At 67.8% G+C, this 16,971-nt stretch carries 25 protein-coding genes; 16 read left to right on the top strand and 9 right to left on the bottom strand.

The genetic code is table 11. The features are described 5' to 3' along the window. Positions 1-9: 9 nt before the first annotated feature. From BLQ77_RS09370 to BLQ77_RS09345, 6 genes are all read right to left on the bottom strand, one after another. On the bottom strand, positions 10-819 hold the full coding sequence (locus tag BLQ77_RS09370; protein ID WP_089958221.1) for a division plane positioning ATPase MipZ: 810 nt from the start codon (positions 817-819) through the stop codon (positions 10-12). Positions 820-1,040: 221 nt separating this feature from the next. Further along, a complete protein-coding gene (locus BLQ77_RS09365) occupies positions 1,041-1,604 on the bottom strand; it encodes a F0F1 ATP synthase subunit B (protein WP_008886486.1) in 564 nt (187 codons plus the stop codon). 4 nt (positions 1,605-1,608) lie between these two features. Continuing rightward, positions 1,609-2,160: a F0F1 ATP synthase subunit B' gene (locus BLQ77_RS09360; RefSeq protein ID WP_008886753.1), complete on the bottom strand. Its 552-nt coding sequence runs from the start codon at positions 2,158-2,160 to the stop codon at positions 1,609-1,611. An 86-nt stretch (positions 2,161-2,246) separates the two neighbouring features. Then, a complete protein-coding gene (locus BLQ77_RS09355) occupies positions 2,247-2,471 on the bottom strand; it encodes a F0F1 ATP synthase subunit C (RefSeq protein ID WP_007796655.1) in 225 nt (74 codons plus the stop codon). Between the two features lie 79 nt (positions 2,472-2,550). Then, complete coding sequence (locus tag BLQ77_RS09350; RefSeq protein ID WP_089958218.1) at positions 2,551-3,333, bottom strand: F0F1 ATP synthase subunit A; 783 nt, start codon at positions 3,331-3,333, stop codon at positions 2,551-2,553. Further along, complete coding sequence (locus BLQ77_RS09345) at positions 3,323-3,670, bottom strand: AtpZ/AtpI family protein (protein WP_008886517.1); 348 nt, start codon at positions 3,668-3,670, stop codon at positions 3,323-3,325. The genes BLQ77_RS09350 and BLQ77_RS09345 overlap by 11 nt, the downstream gene beginning before the upstream one ends. 251 nt (positions 3,671-3,921) lie before the next feature. On the opposite strand from BLQ77_RS09345, the gene BLQ77_RS09340 reads away from it, so the two are divergent. Next, positions 3,922-4,275 (top strand): ArsR/SmtB family transcription factor, encoded by a 354-nt coding sequence (locus BLQ77_RS09340; RefSeq protein ID WP_089958216.1) that lies wholly within the window; start codon positions 3,922-3,924, stop codon positions 4,273-4,275. A gap of 2 nt (positions 4,276-4,277) precedes the next feature. Here the strand turns inward: BLQ77_RS09340 and BLQ77_RS09335 are convergent, their stop codons facing one another. The 3 genes from BLQ77_RS09335 to BLQ77_RS09325 form a co-directional block, all read right to left on the bottom strand. Then, complete coding sequence (locus tag BLQ77_RS09335) at positions 4,278-5,156, bottom strand: DMT family transporter (RefSeq protein WP_008886676.1); 879 nt, start codon at positions 5,154-5,156, stop codon at positions 4,278-4,280. Then, on the bottom strand, positions 5,153-6,034 hold the full coding sequence (locus BLQ77_RS09330) for a LysR family transcriptional regulator (protein WP_008886790.1): 882 nt from the start codon (positions 6,032-6,034) through the stop codon (positions 5,153-5,155). The genes BLQ77_RS09335 and BLQ77_RS09330 overlap by 4 nt, the downstream gene beginning before the upstream one ends. A gap of 266 nt (positions 6,035-6,300) precedes the next feature. Beyond that, entirely contained in the window at positions 6,301-6,543 is a 243-nt protein-coding gene (locus tag BLQ77_RS09325; RefSeq protein ID WP_008887261.1) for a hypothetical protein, read from the bottom strand. Positions 6,544-7,010: 467 nt separating this feature from the next. Here BLQ77_RS09325 and ffh point away from each other — a divergent pair, with 467 nt between their 5' ends. The 15 genes from ffh to rplS all read left to right on the top strand — a co-directional run bounded on the left by ffh (position 7,011) and on the right by rplS (position 16,967). After that, complete coding sequence (gene ffh / locus BLQ77_RS09320) at positions 7,011-8,534, top strand: signal recognition particle protein (RefSeq protein ID WP_089958214.1); 1,524 nt, start codon at positions 7,011-7,013, stop codon at positions 8,532-8,534. Then, positions 8,535-9,068, top strand: a complete 534-nt coding sequence (locus BLQ77_RS09315) for a GNAT family N-acetyltransferase (RefSeq protein ID WP_089958212.1) — start codon at positions 8,535-8,537, stop codon at positions 9,066-9,068. Continuing rightward, positions 9,065-9,595, top strand: a complete 531-nt coding sequence (locus BLQ77_RS09310; protein ID WP_008886948.1) for a GNAT family N-acetyltransferase — start codon at positions 9,065-9,067, stop codon at positions 9,593-9,595. The genes BLQ77_RS09315 and BLQ77_RS09310 overlap by 4 nt, the downstream gene beginning before the upstream one ends. Continuing rightward, complete coding sequence (locus BLQ77_RS09305) at positions 9,592-10,110, top strand: GNAT family N-acetyltransferase (protein ID WP_089958209.1); 519 nt, start codon at positions 9,592-9,594, stop codon at positions 10,108-10,110. Before BLQ77_RS09310 ends, BLQ77_RS09305 begins: the two co-directional genes overlap by 4 nt. Then, positions 10,107-10,676 (top strand): GNAT family N-acetyltransferase, encoded by a 570-nt coding sequence (locus BLQ77_RS09300; RefSeq protein WP_089958206.1) that lies wholly within the window; start codon positions 10,107-10,109, stop codon positions 10,674-10,676. The genes BLQ77_RS09305 and BLQ77_RS09300 overlap by 4 nt, the downstream gene beginning before the upstream one ends. Next, the gene (locus tag BLQ77_RS09295) at positions 10,676-11,281 is read left to right on the top strand and encodes a GNAT family N-acetyltransferase (protein ID WP_089958204.1); all 606 of its coding nucleotides are present in this window, start codon (positions 10,676-10,678) and stop codon (positions 11,279-11,281) included. The genes BLQ77_RS09300 and BLQ77_RS09295 overlap by 1 nt, the downstream gene beginning before the upstream one ends. Beyond that, positions 11,274-11,579 carry a chorismate mutase gene (locus tag BLQ77_RS09290; RefSeq protein ID WP_008887147.1) on the top strand — a complete coding sequence of 102 codons (306 nt, stop codon included), beginning with the start codon at positions 11,274-11,276 and terminating at the stop codon, positions 11,577-11,579. Before BLQ77_RS09295 ends, BLQ77_RS09290 begins: the two co-directional genes overlap by 8 nt. A 65-nt stretch (positions 11,580-11,644) precedes the next feature. Beyond that, positions 11,645-12,007 (top strand): 30S ribosomal protein S16, encoded by a 363-nt coding sequence (rpsP, locus tag BLQ77_RS09285; RefSeq protein ID WP_008887281.1) that lies wholly within the window; start codon positions 11,645-11,647, stop codon positions 12,005-12,007. Between the two features lie 144 nt (positions 12,008-12,151). Further along, positions 12,152-12,994, top strand: a complete 843-nt coding sequence (locus tag BLQ77_RS09280) for a MipA/OmpV family protein (protein WP_089958201.1) — start codon at positions 12,152-12,154, stop codon at positions 12,992-12,994. Between the two features lie 86 nt (positions 12,995-13,080). Beyond that, positions 13,081-13,587, top strand: a complete 507-nt coding sequence (gene rimM / locus BLQ77_RS09275; RefSeq protein WP_008886603.1) for a ribosome maturation factor RimM — start codon at positions 13,081-13,083, stop codon at positions 13,585-13,587. After that, complete coding sequence (locus BLQ77_RS09270) at positions 13,584-14,387, top strand: hypothetical protein (protein WP_089958200.1); 804 nt, start codon at positions 13,584-13,586, stop codon at positions 14,385-14,387. Before rimM ends, BLQ77_RS09270 begins: the two co-directional genes overlap by 4 nt. Positions 14,388-14,573: 186 nt before the next feature. Next, on the top strand, positions 14,574-15,014 hold the full coding sequence (locus BLQ77_RS09265; RefSeq protein ID WP_089958198.1) for a hypothetical protein: 441 nt from the start codon (positions 14,574-14,576) through the stop codon (positions 15,012-15,014). A gap of 32 nt (positions 15,015-15,046) precedes the next feature. Further along, positions 15,047-15,850, top strand: a complete 804-nt coding sequence (gene trmD / locus BLQ77_RS09260; protein WP_008886891.1) for a tRNA (guanosine(37)-N1)-methyltransferase TrmD — start codon at positions 15,047-15,049, stop codon at positions 15,848-15,850. After that, positions 15,847-16,305 (top strand): GNAT family N-acetyltransferase, encoded by a 459-nt coding sequence (locus tag BLQ77_RS09255; RefSeq protein ID WP_089958195.1) that lies wholly within the window; start codon positions 15,847-15,849, stop codon positions 16,303-16,305. Before trmD ends, BLQ77_RS09255 begins: the two co-directional genes overlap by 4 nt. A 278-nt stretch (positions 16,306-16,583) precedes the next feature. Further along, positions 16,584-16,967, top strand: a complete 384-nt coding sequence (rplS, locus tag BLQ77_RS09250) for a 50S ribosomal protein L19 (protein WP_008886612.1) — start codon at positions 16,584-16,586, stop codon at positions 16,965-16,967. The last annotated feature ends 4 nt before the right edge of the window (positions 16,968-16,971 follow it).

The raw sequence follows: 16,971 nt of genomic DNA, 5'->3' as shown, positions 1-16,971 counted from the left end.
CACGGCGCCTCAGAAGCGGATGGTCACCTCTGGCAGCGCCAGCGTGGTCAACAGGTCGCGCAGCTCCTGCCGGGCCGCCACGTTCGAGATGTTGAGCTGCTTGACGCCCACGTCCTTCAGGTCGAGCAGCGTCAGCCCCCTCGGGAACAGCTCGCGGAAGATCACTCTCTCTGAGAAGCCGGGCGCGATGCGGAAGCCGATGCGCTTGGAGAGCCGTTCCAGCGCCTTCTCCATCTTCATCTTGTTGATCATCTGCTGCGCCCCGAGCCGGTTGCGCAGGACGATCCAGTCGATGGGCTTCAGACCTGCCTGCGCCCGCAGCTGCCGGGCGTTCCAGACCATCTCGGAATAGACCGACGGCCCGAGGATCTTCTCGCCGTCGTTGTCGATCCGGGCCAGCAGGTCGAAGTCGATGAAACTGTCATTGAGCGGGGTTATCAGCGTGTCGGCCAGCGAATGCGCCACCTGGCTCAGACGGGTGTGCGAGCCGGGGCAGTCGATCAGGATGAAATCGGAATCGGCTTCGAGCTCGGACACCGCCTTGCTGAGCCGCACGTCATAGGCGTTCTCGCCCTCTCCGAGCGACGACTGGTCGATCTGCGGCAGCTCGATGTAGCGCGGGCTTGGCAGGTCCAGCCCCTCGCCCTCAAGATAGCGGCGGCGGTTGTCGCAGTAGCGCCCCATGGTTTTCTGCCGCAGGTCGAGGTCCAGCGCCCCCACCCGGTGCCCCATGCGCGCCAGTGCTGTCGCGACATGCATCGAAACGGTGGACTTGCCCGCACCGCCCTTCTCGTTTCCGACCACGATGATGTGTGCCACGCGCTACCCTCTTGTCCCTGAAATCCACATGTCCGCTGTGGTGGCCCTCGCGCTACCGTATCTGGGGGTAGGCAACAAGCAAAGTCTTGCCGATGCGTCGCGGCGAGAAATCCGTGCGGGGCGTGTTCCCGGGGACGCAGCCGGGCCCCCGGCGGTGATCGGAAAACGAAAAAGCCCGGCCGCTGGGGCCGGGCTTTTCTGACTGGGTCGGACCCCCCGGATCAGTGCAGCTTGGCACCGACCTCGGCGATCGACTCGTCGATCATGCGGTCCCTGTCGGCAGCGCTGGTCTGCTGCGCGATCACGGTGCGGGCAGCCGCGACGGCGATCTCGGCTGCGCGGTCGCGCACCTCCTTAACCGCAGAGGCCTCGGCCGATGCGATCTGGTCCTCGGCCGCGGCCAGACGGCGCGCGATCGATGCTTTCAGATCAGCCTGTGCCTGCACGGCGGCCGCTTCGGCCTCCTTGCGGGCATTCGCCACGATGAGCTCGGCCTGGGCAGCCACTTCCTTCTGCTTCCGCTCGTAGGAGGCCAGAAGCGTCTGGGCTTCCTCCCGCAGAGCACGGGCTTCGTCCAGCTCGTCGCGAATGCCTTCGGCACGCTTGTCCAGCAGCTTGCCCAGCACCGGCGGAACCTTGAAGTACACAAGGATCGCCAGGAAGAGCAGGAAGCCGAGCAGCACGACGAAGTCGGTGTTGCGCAGCGAGAAGAAGGGGCCGGTCGCAGCCAGCGCGGGGCTGGCAAAGCTGGCGCCAAGGGCGCTGGTCAGGATCAGCTTGCGCATGCGATCACCCTTTCATCCGGTCGCCGACAGCCGCCGAGATGGCGTCCTGGTCGGCCTTGCCGCCCATCGTCGCGACGATGGCTGCGGCGGTGTCCTTGGCGACGATCTCGATGTTCTCGAGGGCCGAAGCCCGGATTTCCGCGATCGCCTTCTCGGATTCGGCGGCCTTGGCAACGATCGCGCGATCGGCCTCGGCGATTGCCTCGTCCAGCTGCACCTTGATCTCTTCGCGCGTCTTCTGCGCGATGCCTTGCGCTTCGGCGCGGGCGTCGGCCAGCGCCTTGTCATAGGCCTTCTCGGCCTCGGTGGCCTGACGCTTGAATTCTTCAGCGGCGGCGATGTCGTTCGTGATGGTGCCCTGGCGCTCGGCCAGGACCGAAGCGATCCGCGGCAGAGCGATGCGCGACAGCACGAAGAAAATCACCACCAGCGTGATGACAAGCCAGAAGACCTGGTTGGGAATCCAGTCGGCGCAAAGCTGCGGCATACCGATGGCGGAGCCATGGGAATCCACGCAGATGCCGGCAAAGTCTTCCTGAATGGGTTCTGTCGCCATGTCGTCCTCCGTCGGAACGGTGTCTCTACATCGGGCGGCCCGTCAGAAACGGAGCCGCCCGCGCGTAAGGATCTTCGTTCCGCCGATTAGACGGCGAACATCAGCAGCAGGGCGACGAGGAAGGAGAAGATGCCCAGTGCTTCGGCGAATGCGATGCCGATGAAGAGGGTTGCGGTCTGCGACGCGGCAGCCGAGGGGTTGCGCAGGGCGCCGGCCAGGAAGTTGGCAGCGACGTTGCCCACACCGAGAGCGGCGAGACCCGTGCCGAGACCTGCGAGACCTGCGCCGATGTGTGCGAGTTGACCTTCCATGGTGATTTCTCCTTACGTCTGGAAGTGGTCGATAGGGGTGTTCTGCGGGGAACGGCCGGGCCTGGGCCCGGACCGGACATCAGTGATGCGGATGCAGCGCGTCCTTGAGGTAGACGCAGGTGAGGATCGTGAAGACGTAGGCCTGCACGAAGGCCACCATGACCTCGAGCCCGTAGATCGCGGTGATGGCGACCACCGACAGCGGCGAGATGACTGCGAGACCGGCGAAACCTGCGAAGACCTTGATCACCGCGTGGCCTGCCATGACGTTGCCGGCAAGACGAATGGAGTGGCTGACCGGACGGACGAAGTACGAGATGATCTCGATGATGGCGAGCACCGGGCGCAGCGCCAGCGGCGCCGAGCTGACCCAGAACATCGACAGGAAGGACGGGCCGTTCTTGACGAAGCCGAGGATGGTCACGCCGAGGAACACGCAGAGCGCCAGCACCACGGTGACCGCGAAGTGCGAGGTCGTGGTGAAGCTCATCGGGATCAGGCCGAGGAAGTTGGCCACCACGATGAACATGAAAAGCGTCATGATGTAGGGGAAGTACACGAGGCCTTCCTTGCCGGTGACGTCCTCGACCATCTTGTGAATGAAGCCGTAGGCGAGTTCGGCGACGGACTGGCTGCGCGAGGGGATGACCGCGCGGCGGCGGGTGCCGAAGACCATCAGGCCGACGATCACGAGGATGGCGATGGCCATCCACAGCGTGACGTTGGTGATGGTGAACATGCCGACTTCGCCATGGCCGAACAGCGGCTTGACGATGAACTGGTCCATCGGGTGGAAGACAAGGCCACCGGCCTCGGCGCCGTGTTCCGCCGTCTCTGCACCGTGCGTCGCTTCAGTCGCCATCGCGATCCCTCTTCTCGTCCTCTCCGGCCTTGGTGGCCAGTTGTTTCTCCTGGATCTCGGCGGCGGAGCGCATCATCACCCGGATGCCCGCCACGATCCCCAGCACTGTGAACAGCACCATGAGCCACGGTCCGGTGCCCAGCAGCACGTCGAGCCCGTAGCCGATGCCGAAGCCGATCCCCAGACCGGCGACCATCTCGGTCACCATCCGCCACGCGAGCTGCGCCTGCGAATAGTGCTCCTCCTGGTGGGTCCGGTCGCTTGCCCGGGCAGCCTTGGCCGCCGCGATCTTCGCCTCCAGCGCGTCGAGTTGCCGCTTCGGATCGGGATCGCTCACCGTCTTCTTCCCTGAGGAGTTCCGGGATGTTGCTATGCGGCGGGGGGCCCCGAGTCAAGAAGTGGTGAACGGTTGATTTCACCAGAATATACCACTGAAATTGTTATGTTTTTCCATGGGCGCCTGGTGCTCGCCACGACCCCCGCCGCCGGGTTAGCGCCAACAGGGTCGGATTTGCATATTCAACTCCGCGGTTGAGCTTGTGACGGCGGCACCTTGACGGGCGGCGGTGCGGCACCGCTTATGGCGGCATGTCAGACACGCTCTCCACCGTCTTCGCCGCGCTCGCCGACCCGACCCGCCGCCGCATCCTCGCGATGCTGCTCGAGGACGACATGGCGGTGACCGACGTGGCCGAGCCCTTCGAGATGTCGCTGGCGGCGATCTCGAAGCACCTCGGCGTGCTGACCCGCGCCGGGCTCATCAGCCAGGAACAGCGCGGGCGGGTGAAGTGGTGCAAGCTGGAACCCGACGCGCTGCGCGAGGCCTCGGTCTGGATGGTGGGCTTCGGACTGGTCGAGCCGGTCAACCTCGACGCCTTCGAACGCTTCCTCGCCGAAGAGCTGGGCGGCGAACCGGGCACGGGGACCGGCGCCGAGGGCTGAGGTCACTCTTCCTTCAGCAGCAGCACCAGCGCGACGACGGTCAGCACCACGCCGCCAAGGATCAGCGCCGGCGGCACGCCCTTGCCCAGCACGATCTGCCACAGGATCACCCAGGACGGCGTGAGGTAGGTGTAGGCCATGACCTTGGCCGAGGGCAGCCGCAGCGCCGCGAATTGCAGCAGCACGAAGGTCGCCGCCGTCGCCGCCACCGCAGTATAGACGATGGTCACCCAGACCACCGTCGGCAACGCCGCCCAGTCCGTCGCCAAGAGCGGCTTCCAGCCCCAGATCAGCAGCAGCACCGCGCCGGCGAGGTTGGTCCAGAGCGTGAAGACCAGCGCCGGCTCGCCCCGGTTCAGCTTGCGGACCATGGGCGCGTAGATCGCGTGGGCGACGCAGCCCCAGAAGTAGATCATCTCGCCCTGCCCGATCTCGAGCCGCATCAGCGCCTGCAGGTCGGCACGGAAGATCACCCAGAGCGCCCCTGCCCCGCCGATGGCGAGCGCCAGCGCCATGCGCGGCGTCATGTGCTGCCGCACCAGCAGCCAGCCGAAGCCCGCGGCCATGAGCGGGGTCAGGGTGAACACCGCCGACATGCTCACCGGGGCGCCGGTCTTGAGCCCCTCGAACATCAGGACGAAATAGGCGACCAGCAGTCCGCTGAGCACGAGGTAGCGCCACGGCGCCGCCAGCGACGCCCGCGTGACCTTGCCGCTGGCCCCCGCCACCACGGCGAGGATGACACCTGCGAGCACGAAGCGCACGGCGTTGAGCGCGGTGGGGGCGATATGCGGGGCGGCCATCGACCCCAGCGCGAAAGATCCCGCGACCAGCGCCGAGAAGGCGAGCATCGCGAGGTGGCCCCGGGCCTGGGGGCTCACGCGCTGTCCCGCTCGGCGGCGTAGGCCTTGAGGTGGCGCAGGAAGGCCTGGACCTTGGGCGTGCGGTGCAGGTCGACGTGGGTCACCAGCCACAGCGGCGAGGACCAGTCCTCGCGCGGGGCGAGGATCTGCACCAGCTCGGGATCCTTGGCGGCCAATTGCACGGCGATGAAGCCAAGACCCGCGCCCGCGCGCACCGCCTCCTGCTGGACGCGACCGTCCTCGGTGCGGAAGACCACGCGCTCGAAGGGGATGTTGCGCTTCATCCAGATGGCGTAGGGCGCGCGCGAGTCCGGGTCGTCGTGGCCGACGAAATCATGGTCGCGCAGGGCCTCTTCGTCCGCGGGCATGCCACGCGCCTCGATGTAGCTCCTGGAGCCATAGAGCGCGACCGCCTGCCGGGCGAAGGACTGCACCACGTTGTCGGGCTCCTGCGGGACCGAGCCCGCGCGCAGGGCCACATGAGCCTCGCCGTACTCCAGCCGGAACAGCCGCGCGCCGGTCAGGTAGCGCACCACGATCTCGGGGTAGGCCTGCTGGAACGAGGCCAGCGCCCCCACCATCAGCGGCGAGAAGTTGATCAGAGAGGTGACCATGAGCTCGCCCGAGACGCCCTCGCCCTGCCCCTTGATGCGACCGGCAAGCTGCGAGAACTGGTCGTCGGTGGTCTGCGCCACCCGGGCGAGGTCCTGCCCTGCCTCGGTGGGGGTGTACCCGCGCGCATGGCGCTGGAACAACTTCACCCCGAGCCGGGCCTCGAGCGCGTCGATATGGCGGATCACCGTCGCGTGGTGGACCCCCAGCACTTCCGCCGCGCCGCTGACGGTTCCCAGCCGGGCGACCTGAAAGGCGGTGCGGATCTCGTCCCAGTTCGTCATCTGAGCTTACCCGTGCATGACTTCACATTGCCCCCGGTATGACGCGGGAAGGTTCGCAAATGCAAGGGAAGAGGCACATTTCCGTCATATCGCTGCGCGGCAATCTCGCTGGAGGGGCACGGCAGGGCCGGTTGAGGCCATCATGACCCCGGGACATGACGGCCGGGCAAGAAGACGCCGGACAAAAAGAAATGCGCCCAGACCAGCCGGGCGCATCTCGGAAACTCTGGGACCGGCACCGCGAGGGCGCCTGATCGCTGTGCCGATTATTCGGCTGCGGTCGAGGTCGTGGTGCTCGAGCTCGAGGAGTCGCCGCCCGAAGCTGCGATGGCGAGCAGGGCTGCACCACCGGCGAGAGCTGCGATGGCTGCCGGGCTCATCGACGGAGCAGCGGCCAGCGCGTAGGGGTCATCCTCGACGATCACTTCGGTCGGGCCAGCTGCGAAAGCGGCGGAGGTGGCCAGCATGCTGACGATGGCGGCCGAGGTCATAAGCGTTTTCAGTTTCATGCGTCACCTTCAAAAATGGGCGTTTCTAGGGTCGTCTTACCGGCTGAGCGCCGAATCGGCCAGCACGAATTCTCGCACTGGCAGCATTACGCTCAGAAAGTAGCATGTTGTGCCATTTTTGCGCAACTGCCACTTCAATCCCTGTCGCCACAACGAAAATCCGCCCGCGCTCGCATCACGAAGCACCGACTGGAAAGCGGAACGCGCGGAAGCAAAACTTCGTTCCCGCATGCCGTCAAAAGCCCCCGAGCCTTGACTCGTTGGCCCGCGAGGCGTATCTGCGCAGCCAATTCCGGACGCACATCATGCCTCCGGTCCCTTGGGGTATGCCCGGGATCGCCCTCCGTCAGCGCGTTGCGCCCACGGGGGCTGTTTCGCATTGGGCCTTTTCGCCCCGATGGCATCATCGCGCCGCCGACCCTATCTCGGGGAGGCACAAGGACAACAGACGGGAGGCCCGAGGCCCCATGTTCGAGAATCTATCCGAGCGCCTTGGCGGCGTCTTCGACCGGCTGACGAAACAGGGCGCCCTCTCCGAGGATGACGTCCGCACCGCCCTCCGCGAGGTGCGCGTGGCGCTGCTCGAGGCCGACGTCTCGCTGCCGGTCGCTCGGCAGTTCATCAAGGCGGTCGAGAAGAAGGCCACCGGCGCCGCCGTCACCAAGTCGGTGACCCCGGGACAGCAGGTCGTGAAGATCGTCCATGACGAGCTGATCGCGGTCCTCGCTGGCGAAGGCGAGCCCGGCGCGCTGCGCATCGACAGCCCGCCCGCGCCCATCCTGATGGTCGGCCTGCAGGGCGGCGGCAAGACAACCACCACCGCCAAGCTCGCCCGCCGTCTCAAGGAGCGCGACCACAAGAAGGTCCTGATGGCCTCGCTCGACGTGAACCGTCCGGCGGCCATGGAGCAGCTCGAGATCCTCGGCAAGCAGATCGGCGTCGACACCCTGCCCATCGTCAAGGGCGAGGACCCGGTGGCCATCGCCAAGCGCGCCAAGACCCAGGCGGCGCTCGGCGGCTACGACGTCTACATGCTCGACACCGCCGGCCGCCTGTCGATCGACGAAGAGCTGATGGCGCAGGTCGAGGCGGTGCGCGACGTCGCCAACCCGCGCGAGACACTGCTGGTGGTCGACGGCCTCACCGGCCAGGACGCCGTGCACACGGCCGAGAACTTCGACAGCCGCATCGGCATCACCGGTGTCGTGCTGACCCGGATGGACGGCGACGGCCGCGGCGGTGCCGCGCTGTCGATGCGTGCCGTCACCGGCAAGCCGATCAAGTTCGTCGGCCTCGGCGAGAAGATGGACGCGCTCGAGACCTTCGAGCCGGACCGTGTCGCGGGCCGTATCCTCGGCATGGGCGACATCGTCGCGCTGGTGGAAAAGGCGCAGGCCACGCTCGAGGCCGAGCAGGCCGAGCGCATGATGAAGCGCTTCACCAAGGGTCAGTTCAACATGAACGACCTGAAGATGCAGCTCGAGCAGATGCTCAAGATGGGCGGCATGGAAGGCATGATGTCGATGCTGCCCGGGGCCGCCAAGATGGCCAAGCAGATGGACGGCGCCGGCATCGACGACCGGATGCTGAAGCAGCAGATCGCCCTCATCAACTCCATGACCAAGAAGGAGCGCGCCAACCCGCAGATCCTTCAGGCCTCGCGCAAGAAGCGTATCGCGGCCGGTGCGGGCATGGACGTTTCGGACCTGAACAAGCTGCTCAAGATGCAGCGCCAGATGTCCGACATGATGAAGAAGATGGGCAAGATGGGCAAAGGCGGCATGCTGAAACAGGCCATGAAGGGCATGTTCGGCAAGGGCGGAATGCCCGAGGGCATGGACCCCAGCCAGATGGACCCCAAGCAGCTCGAGGCCGCCGCCAAGGCGATGGGCCGCAAGTTGCCCGGCGGCATGGGTGGGATGGGCGGAATGCCCGGCATGGGCGGCGGCGCGCTGCCCCCGGGCCTCAGCGGTTTCGGCAAGAAGAAGTAAATGCCCGCCCCCGTCCTCCATACCCCGCGGCTGACCCTGCGTGGCCACGTGATGGCCGATCTCGAGGCGCTCTGCGATCTCCTCGGGACCGACCGCGCGCGCCACATGGGCGGGCCGCTGCCGCGTCTGGAGGCATGGCGCTGGATGGCGTCCGAGGTGGCGATGTGGGACCTGATGGGCCACGGAGTCTGGGGCATCGAGACCCGCGATGGCACCTTCCTCGGCCAGATCGGGATCACCCAGCCACCGCATTTCCCCGAGGCCGAGCTCGGCTGGACCCTGCTCGAGGATGCCGAGGGCGCGGGCTACGCCTCCGAGGCCGCGCAGGCGGTGCTGCTCTGGGCGTGGGAGAACGGCTTCAGCTCGCTCGTGTCCTACATCACCCCCGGGAACGACCGCTCCGTCGCGCTGGCGAAGCGGCTCGGCGCGATCCACGACCCCGAGGCGGCGCTGCCCGAGGGCGAGACCCCTGCGGATACCGTGGTCTTCCGCCACCGCCCCGACGCGGACGGCAGCCCGGAGGCCTACGCATGATCGTGCCCAACGCCCCCCAGCTCGAGACCGAGCGCCTGATCCTCCGCGGACCCGACGCCGGGGATGCCGAGGCGATGATCGCCTTCCTGCTCGACCGCGAGCGCGCCGACGGGTTCGGGGGCTACGACCACCGCGGCGACGCGTGGCGCTGGTTCGCGCTGAACGTCGGCCACTGGCACCTGCGCGGCTACGGCTACTTCACCATCGAGATGAAGGACACCGGCAAGCCCGCCGGCATTTCCGGCATCTGGAACCCCGAGGGCTGGCCCGAGCCCGAGATCGGCTGGGTGGTATTCGAGGGCTACGAAGGCCGCGGCATCGCCCGCGAGGCCGCCGAGCGCGTGCGCCGCTACGCCTACGAGGACCTCGGGCTCAAGACGCTGACCTCGAACATCGTGCCCGGCAACACCCGCTCCATCGCGCTCGCCGAGCGCATGGGTGCCAGCTACGAGCGCACCTACCAGAACTACCACATGGGTGAGGACCTGCTCTATCGCCACCCCGGGCCCGAGGAGGTTCTGGAATGAGCGTCGACGTGCCTGTGATCGAGACCGACCGGCTGATCCTGCGCGGTCCGCGGCTCGAGGATCTCGACCCGCTCTGCGGTTTCTATGCCGAGGAGCGCTCGAAATTCGTCGGCGGCCCTCTGGATCGCGGCGAAGTCTGGCGCCTTTTGCTGCGCAGCGCCGGTCACTGGCAGCTGCGCGGCTACGGCGTCTGGCACGTCACCCTGCGCGACAGCGGTGCGCTGATCGGCCACGCCGGCATCCTGCACCACATCGAGTGGCCCGAGCCCGAGCTCGGCTACGGCATCTTCGCACCCCACGAGGGCAAGGGCCTCGCCCACGAGGCCGCCGAGGCCGCGCGCGACGCCGCCGCCCGCCTCTTTGGCCTGACGCGCCTCATCAGCCTCGTCGATCCGCTCAACGACCGGTCGCGCGCGCTGGCGCTGCGGCTTGGCGCACATCACGAGGGCGAGGAAGAGATCTTCGGCCAGACGTTGCATGTCTATCGGCACCCCGAACAGCGGGGGGCGGCATGATCGCGGTCGTCGAACAGCATCGCCCGGGCCCCGGGTCGCGTCAGGCCGCCCGGCTTGGCGGGCACGTGCCCAGCATCGACACGCGCAGGCTGCAGCTGCGCGGGCCGCGGATCTACGATTTCGCTGCCTACGCCAAGATCCTGTGCTCGGACCGCGCCGAATACATGGGCGGGCCGTATTCCCGCACCGAGGCGTGGAGCGACTTCACCCAGTACACCGCGCTCTGGCTGCTGCACGGGCACGGGCTCTGGACCATCGACGCGCAGACCTCGCCCTCGGCGGGCTTCGTGCTGCTGGGCTACGAGTACGACGACCCCGAGGCCGAGCTCGGCGTCTTCCTCACCGAGGAAGCCGAGGGCCAGGGCTATGCGCTCGAAGCCTGCGAGGCCGCCCGAGACTACGCCCTCGGCACGCTGGCGTGGGACAGCGTCGTGTCCTACATCGATGGCGAGAACAGCCGCTGCTGTCGCCTGATGGAGCGCCTCGGCGCCGCCCGCGACCGCGCGGCGGAAACGGCACTCGGCGACGGCACCTTCGTCTACCGCCACAAGCGGGGGGACGCGTGATGGGCCACACCGCGATTCCCGTGCTCGAGACCGACCGCCTCGTTCTGCGCGCCCCCGAGCCGCAGGACTATCCCGATTTCAAGGCGACCTTCGCGTCGTACCGCTCGCGCTTCATGGGCGGGCCGCTCAATACCTACGAGACCTGGATGCTCTACGCCGCCGAGATCGGCCACTGGGCGATCCGCGGCTTCGGCATGTGGATGGTCCACCTAAAGGGCAGCGGCGAGACCGTCGGCATGGCCGGTGGCTGGTTCCCCGCCAAGTGGCCCGAGCGCGAAATCGCCTGGATCATCTGGCCGGAGAAGTCGGGCAAGGGCTTTGCGCTCGAAGCCACCCACCGGGTGCGCCGGCATTTCTTCGACGATCAGGGCTGGGAAACGGCGGTCAGCTACATCGACCCGAAGAACCTCGACTCGATCCGACTGGCCGAGCGTCTGGGCGCCAGGAAAGACGCGGACGCCGCCTCGATCGACGGCAGCGACGCGGTCTACCGCCACCCCGCGCCGGCGGAGCTGCGCGGCACGCAGCTTGCCCATGGCATCGACATGGAAATCGCGAATTTCCAGGATCCTCTGTTCAAACCGAAAGGCTGGGCCATTGACTGAGACCCATGACCCCGTGGCGCGCGCCGCCGCGCTGCTCAAGGAACACCGCGAGAGCATCGACCGGCTGGACGCGATCCTCGTCTTTACGCTGGCCGAGCGCTTCAAGCACACACAGGCCGTGGGCGTCCTCAAGGCGCAGCACGACCTTCCCCCTTCCGACCCCGCGCGCGAAGAAACGCAGATCGCGCGGCTCCAGGATCTGGCGGAGAACGCGGACCTCGACCCCGCCTTCGCCAAGAAGTTCCTGAATTTCGTCATTCAGGAAGTCATCAAGCACCACGAACAACACCAATCCTGACGGGCCGGACCCCCGTCAAGCCTGGCGGAGACCCCGCCATAGCCATTCGAAAAAGGAGACACACAATGGCCCTCAAGATCCGACTCGCCCGCGGCGGTTCCAAGAAACGCCCCCACTACGCAATCGTCGTCGCCGACTCGCGCATGCCGCGCGACGGCCGCTTCATCGAGAAGGTCGGCACCTACAACCCGCTGCTCGCCAAGGATGACGAGCGCCGCGTGAACATGGACGTCGAGCGCATCCAGCACTGGGTTGCCCAGGGCGCACAGACCACCGACCGCGTGTCGCGCTTCCTCGAAGCCGCCGGCGTCGTCGAGAAGAAAGAGCGCAACAACCCGAAGAAAGCCGTTCCGGGCAAGGCTGCCGCAGAGCGCGCGGAAGCCAAGGCCTCCAAGGCCGCTGCCGCTTCGGAAGCGACTGCCGAGTAAGATCGGCTGCCGTTCGGCAACAGGGCGCGCCGGGATTGTCCCGGCGCGCCCTTTTTTGTTTCTCGACCGTAGGAAACCATGAGAAAGCCGCTACAGTAAGACTCGACCCTTGGCCGAGACCAACCCCGAGACAGGAGCTGCCCGATGAAGACCACCCGCACCGCAGTCGCCCTTGCGCTGGCCGTGATCGGCGCCCCGACGCTCGGCCTTGCGCAGGATCTCTCGACCGACACGGCGGTGTCCGCCGAGCCGCTCTCCATCGACACGCTCTCGACGCAGAACTCGCGGCAGCGCGGCTTCGTCTTCAGCCTGCGTGGCGGCGCCGGGATGAAGCCGAAGTATCTCGGCTCGGACGACTACGAGGTGACGCCGGACCTTGGCTTCCGCCTGCACCGCTTCACGCTCTCCGAGGGGCTCGACTACGGCAGCGGCGACGCGTGGAACGACTTCCGCGGCTGGGATTTCCACGGCTCCTTCGACTACATCGGCCGCCGTGACTCGTCCGATGACGACGCGCTGCGCGGCATGGATGACATCGACCCCGCCTACGAGCTTGGCTTCGGCTTCGGCTACACCGGCGAAAACTACAACGTCTACAGCGACTTCCGCCGCGGCTTCGGCGGGCACGAGGGCTGGACCGCCGAGGCGGGTCTTGACCTGATCGCCCGCCCGACCCGCGAGTGGCGGCTGAGCATGGGCCCACGGCTCTTCTGGGGCAGCGACGAGTTCGCCGACACCTACTTCGGCGTCTCCGCTTCGGAGGCGACCGCCGACCGTCCGGCCTACGACCCCGACGGCGGCCTGCTGGGCGGAGGTGCCGAGTTCGTGGCGCGCTACCAGCTCAACGACGACTGGGGGCTCGAGGGCGGCGTGACCTGGCGCAAGTTCATGAACGACGCGCTCGACAGCCCCATCGTCGACTCCGGCGCCGAGGACCAGTGGACCATCCGGTTCGGCGTCATTCGCGTCATGCGCATGAATTTCTGACGTGAACTTCCGACCTCGGCCGATTGCCAAACCCGGCCCGGACGGGCTATCCAGTCGTCCGGTATTTCGGTGAAGGACAGGACAAGGTGAGCGACACGATCTGCGTCGGAACGATTGCGGGCGCCTTTGGGGTCCATGGCGAGGTGCGGCTGAAGAGCTTCACCGCCGACCCCGAGGCCATTGCGGATTACGCCCCGCTGACCAACGAGGACGGCACCCGCAGTTTCGATCTGCAGATCACCCGCGCGGTCAAGGGCGGCTTCGCGGCGCGACTCTCGGGCGTGCGCAGCAAGGAAGAGGCCGACGCGCTTCGCGGCACCGGGCTCTACGTCCCGCGTGACCGGCTGCCCGCCCTGCCCGACGACGAGTTCTACCACACCGACCTCATCGGCCTCGCGGTCTACGACACCGGCGGGGTCGAGCTCGGCCGCGTCAAGGCGGTGCTGAACCACGGCGCCGCCGACCTGCTCGAGCTGCAACTGCCGGGCGGGTCGAAGACCGTGCTGCTGCCCTTCACCCGCGCCGTGGTGCCGACCGTCGATCTCGCCTCGGGCCGCATCGTCGCCGATCCGCCGGAGGGCCTGCTGGAATGACGCTCGTCGTCATCCACGCAGGATTTCACAAGACCGGAACGACAAGCGTCCAGACCGCCCTCACCGAGAATGCCGAGCGCCTCGCGCCGCATCTGAGGGTGCTCCTGAAACCGGATTTCAAACCGCTGACCGATGCCGCCCGCGCCTGCTCGGTGGCGCCGGGGCACCAGTCGGTCGCCGCTGTCGGGCGCCGCGCAGCGCGGGTCTTCCGCAGGCTCGACCGCGACGATCCCCGCCCCGTCGTGCTGTGCTCCGAGGATCTGTCCGGCCACCTGCCGGGCCGCCATGGGCTCTGCCGCTACGCCGCCGCACCGCGCATCATGGCCACCATCGCCGAGACTGCGCGAGAGCGCTTCGGCGACGGGACGGACCTGCGCTTCTACTTCTCCACCCGCGCGCCGGAGCCGTGGCTGCGCTCGACCTGGTGGCAGAACCTGCGCAGCACCCGGCTGACCGCCGACCTCGACCGCTACTCCGAGACGCTCGCCGAGGGCGCCGATCTCGGGCGCGTGGTGCAGGAGGTGGCAGAAGCCGTGGCGCCCTGCCCGGTCACATCGGTGGCACTCGAGGACAGCCGCACCCGCACCGAGGGGCCGCTGGCGCCGCTGCTGGATCTCACCGGGCTCGACCCCGAGGCCCGTGCGGCGCTGGTGATTCCCCTCGCGGCCAACGTGCGGCCCGACATCGGGCTGGAAGAGGTCTTCCTCGCGCTGAATCGGAGCGCCCTCAAGGACCGCCCCCTCAGCGAGGCGAAGAAGCACCTTCGCCGCATCGCGAACAGACAGGCCGGGCTGCACTGACCGTTTCGGCCCCGGAAACGCTGGCCCCTCGGATCGGGGCGCCGCCCAGATTTTGCCACAATTTGACGGGAATTTTGTCCGGATAGTGTCGGAAAGGGGGCCTGCGTGCTCACATCCTGTCAACGAGTGTTCTGGCCCGGCGTCCTGTTGTCGCCTTCGTTAACCATTATTTTCCTGCCGGACCGCATGGCCGCGATCTCGGTGCTGCATGGCCAGCACCTCGCGATGCTGGGCCTGTCGTGGCTGGTCGCGCTCGGCGCCGCCGGCTGGTCGCAGCGCCACGCGAGGCGCCCGGTGGCGCGGCTGATGGCCCCCCGCGCCCTGCGCCAGCACGCGCCCGCCATGCCCTCCCCCGCCAAGATCCGGGCCGCGCTCGGGGACGCGCTGCAGGACGACGCGCTTCGCCTCGTGGTCACCCGCATCTGCCGGTCCTGGGGACGACCGCGCCTCATTGACCTGAGCCCGGACGAACTGCGCGAGCTCTGGCTGTTGCTGCAGCTCGTCACTGCCCCGCCCGACCGCGCCGGCGCGCTGGCGCAGCGCTTCGCCAACCCCGCCGTGGTGCTCGACATCCGCGACCATCTTGCGGCGTACCGTCCCGCGATCGCCGCCGACCACGCCGCTTGAGCCGCCCGGCCCTTGCGGCTAGAGGGTGAAGCATGAGCGACGCACCGAAATCCCATGGCCGCAAGGCCGTCCGCCTGAGCCCCACCCCGCGCGAACTGATGACCGAGGCGCCCGTGCTGGCACGCGCCTGGACCGCGCAGGTCATCACCCTCTTCCCGGATGCCTTCCCCGGCGTGCTGGGCCTGTCGCTGACCGGCAAGGCGCTGCAGGAGGGCAAGTGGCAGCTCGACACGGTGCCCCTGCGCGACTTCGGCGAAGGGCGGCACCGCAACGTCGACGACACGCCCGCAGGCGGTGGCGCCGGCATGGTGCTGCGTCCCGACGTCATGGGCGCCGCGCTCGAAACCGCGCGGCGCAACATCGCCCCGGCCGCGCCGATCCTCTACCTTTCGCCGCGCGGCCGTCGCTTCGACCAGTCCGTCGCCCGCCAGCTTGCGCAGACGCCCGGCGTCACGCTGATCTGCGGCCGGTTCGAGGGGCTCGACCAGCGGGTGCTCGACCACTACGGCATCGCCGAGGTGTCGATGGGCGACTACGTGCTGACCGGCGGCGAGATCGCCGCGCAGGCCCTGCTCGATGCCACGGTGCGTTTGCTGCCCGGCGTGCTGGGCAACGCCGAGTCGGTCGAGGAGGAGAGCTTTTCGCACGGGCTTCTCGAGCATCCGCAATACACCCGCCCGGCCACGTGGCAGGGGCTCGAGATCCCGCCGGTGCTGCTCTCGGGCCACCACGGCGAGATCGAGAAGTGGCGCCGCGCGCAATCCGAAGAGATCACCCGCGTCCGCCGCCCCGATCTCTGGGAAGCACATCAGAAGGCTCGGGAGCAGGGCAAATGACCGAGACCACCATCCGCCGCGCCACCGAGGCCGACGTCGCCGCCATCGTCGCGATGCTGGCCGACGATCCGCTCGGTGCCACCCGCGAACAACCCGGCCCGCCGCTGCCCGAGGCCTATCTCGACGCCTTCCGCCGCATCGACGCCGACCCCAACCAGCTGCTGGCGGCGGCCGAGCGCGACGGCGCGGTGATCGGTACGCTGCAGATCACCTTCCTCGCCAGCCTGTCCCGGCTGGGTGCCACCCGCGGCCAGATCGAGGCGGTGCGCGTGGCGGCCCCGGCCCGCGGCACGGGCCTTGGCGGCACCTTGATCGACTGGGCGGTGGAGCAATGCCGCGAGCGCGGATGCGTCATGGTCCAGCTGACATCGGACGCCTCGCGCAACGAGGCCCACCGCTTCTACGAACGGCTGGGTTTCACGGCGAGCCACGTCGGCTTTAAGCGCCGGCTCTGAGCGCCCAACCCCCAGTTTCTCCTTGATCCGCGCGGCTCTCGCGCATATACGCAGCGCGTCCGGCGGCTCTTGCGAGTCGCACGGGGCTGTTCGGTGTTGCCTGACCCGCTGCTTCGGCGGGGCCAAGACGGGCCGGACTGGAAGTTACGGAAAATGACGTCGATAGCCTCCCGCGGGCGCCCGGACCAGATCCGGCGCGGACCCGACCGAAGACGCGGAGCTCTGGGACGCGAGACACACTTCACGGGTCCAACCGTGAGCAGATAGGAGAAGATCAGATGGATCTGATCGCACAGCTCGAGGCGGAACAAGTTGCCGCCCTGGGGAAAGACATCCCCGACTTCAAGCCCGGCGACACCATTCGCGTCGGCTACAAGGTGACCGAAGGTACCCGCTCCCGCGTGCAGAACTACGAAGGCGTCTGCATCAGCCGCAAGAACGGCTCGGGCATCGCTGGCTCGTTCACCGTCCGCAAGATTTCCTTCGGTGAAGGCGTGGAACGTGTGTTCCCGCTCTACTCGACCAACATCGAGTCGATCACCGTCGTGCGCCGCGGCCGTGTCCGTCGCGCCAAGCTCTATTACCTCCGCTCGCGCCGCGGCAAGTCGGCCCGCATCGCGGAAGACACCAACTACAAGCCGCTCGCCGGCGCCGACGCATAAGGAG

Origin of the sequence: Salipiger thiooxidans (assembly GCF_900102075.1) — a bacterium.
Classification (GTDB): Bacteria; Pseudomonadota; Alphaproteobacteria; order Rhodobacterales; family Rhodobacteraceae; genus Salipiger; species Salipiger thiooxidans.
The sequence above is the reverse complement of the archived record's forward strand: the minus strand, read 5'-3'. Positions and strand labels throughout refer to the sequence as shown.

What these genes read in the sequence shown, in the direction of transcription:
- BLQ77_RS09365 (WP_008886486.1), bottom strand. Translation starts at nt 1,604, where the DNA reads ATGCGCAAGCTGATCCTGACCAGCGCCCTTGGCGCCAGCTTTGCCAGC.
- BLQ77_RS09340 (WP_089958216.1), top strand. Translation starts at nt 3,922, where the DNA reads ATGTCAGACACGCTCTCCACCGTCTTCGCCGCGCTCGCCGACCCGACC.
- BLQ77_RS09270 (WP_089958200.1), top strand. Translation starts at nt 13,584, where the DNA reads ATGACGCTCGTCGTCATCCACGCAGGATTTCACAAGACCGGAACGACA.
- rpsP (WP_008887281.1), top strand. Translation starts at nt 11,645, where the DNA reads ATGGCCCTCAAGATCCGACTCGCCCGCGGCGGTTCCAAGAAACGCCCC.
- BLQ77_RS09310 (WP_008886948.1), top strand. Translation starts at nt 9,065, where the DNA reads ATGATCGTGCCCAACGCCCCCCAGCTCGAGACCGAGCGCCTGATCCTC.
- BLQ77_RS09280 (WP_089958201.1), top strand. Translation starts at nt 12,152, where the DNA reads ATGAAGACCACCCGCACCGCAGTCGCCCTTGCGCTGGCCGTGATCGGC.
- BLQ77_RS09350 (WP_089958218.1), bottom strand. Translation starts at nt 3,333, where the DNA reads ATGGCGACTGAAGCGACGCACGGTGCAGAGACGGCGGAACACGGCGCC.
- rplS (WP_008886612.1), top strand. Translation starts at nt 16,584, where the DNA reads ATGGATCTGATCGCACAGCTCGAGGCGGAACAAGTTGCCGCCCTGGGG.
- BLQ77_RS09325 (WP_008887261.1), bottom strand. Translation starts at nt 6,543, where the DNA reads ATGAAACTGAAAACGCTTATGACCTCGGCCGCCATCGTCAGCATGCTG.
- ffh (WP_089958214.1), top strand. Translation starts at nt 7,011, where the DNA reads ATGTTCGAGAATCTATCCGAGCGCCTTGGCGGCGTCTTCGACCGGCTG.
- BLQ77_RS09265 (WP_089958198.1), top strand. Translation starts at nt 14,574, where the DNA reads ATGGCCGCGATCTCGGTGCTGCATGGCCAGCACCTCGCGATGCTGGGC.
- BLQ77_RS09255 (WP_089958195.1), top strand. Translation starts at nt 15,847, where the DNA reads ATGACCGAGACCACCATCCGCCGCGCCACCGAGGCCGACGTCGCCGCC.
- BLQ77_RS09315 (WP_089958212.1), top strand. Translation starts at nt 8,535, where the DNA reads ATGCCCGCCCCCGTCCTCCATACCCCGCGGCTGACCCTGCGTGGCCAC.
- BLQ77_RS09355 (WP_007796655.1), bottom strand. Translation starts at nt 2,471, where the DNA reads ATGGAAGGTCAACTCGCACACATCGGCGCAGGTCTCGCAGGTCTCGGC.
- BLQ77_RS09300 (WP_089958206.1), top strand. Translation starts at nt 10,107, where the DNA reads ATGATCGCGGTCGTCGAACAGCATCGCCCGGGCCCCGGGTCGCGTCAG.
- BLQ77_RS09305 (WP_089958209.1), top strand. Translation starts at nt 9,592, where the DNA reads ATGAGCGTCGACGTGCCTGTGATCGAGACCGACCGGCTGATCCTGCGC.
- trmD (WP_008886891.1), top strand. Translation starts at nt 15,047, where the DNA reads ATGAGCGACGCACCGAAATCCCATGGCCGCAAGGCCGTCCGCCTGAGC.
- BLQ77_RS09360 (WP_008886753.1), bottom strand. Translation starts at nt 2,160, where the DNA reads ATGGCGACAGAACCCATTCAGGAAGACTTTGCCGGCATCTGCGTGGAT.
- BLQ77_RS09295 (WP_089958204.1), top strand. Translation starts at nt 10,676, where the DNA reads ATGGGCCACACCGCGATTCCCGTGCTCGAGACCGACCGCCTCGTTCTG.
- BLQ77_RS09330 (WP_008886790.1), bottom strand. Translation starts at nt 6,034, where the DNA reads ATGACGAACTGGGACGAGATCCGCACCGCCTTTCAGGTCGCCCGGCTG.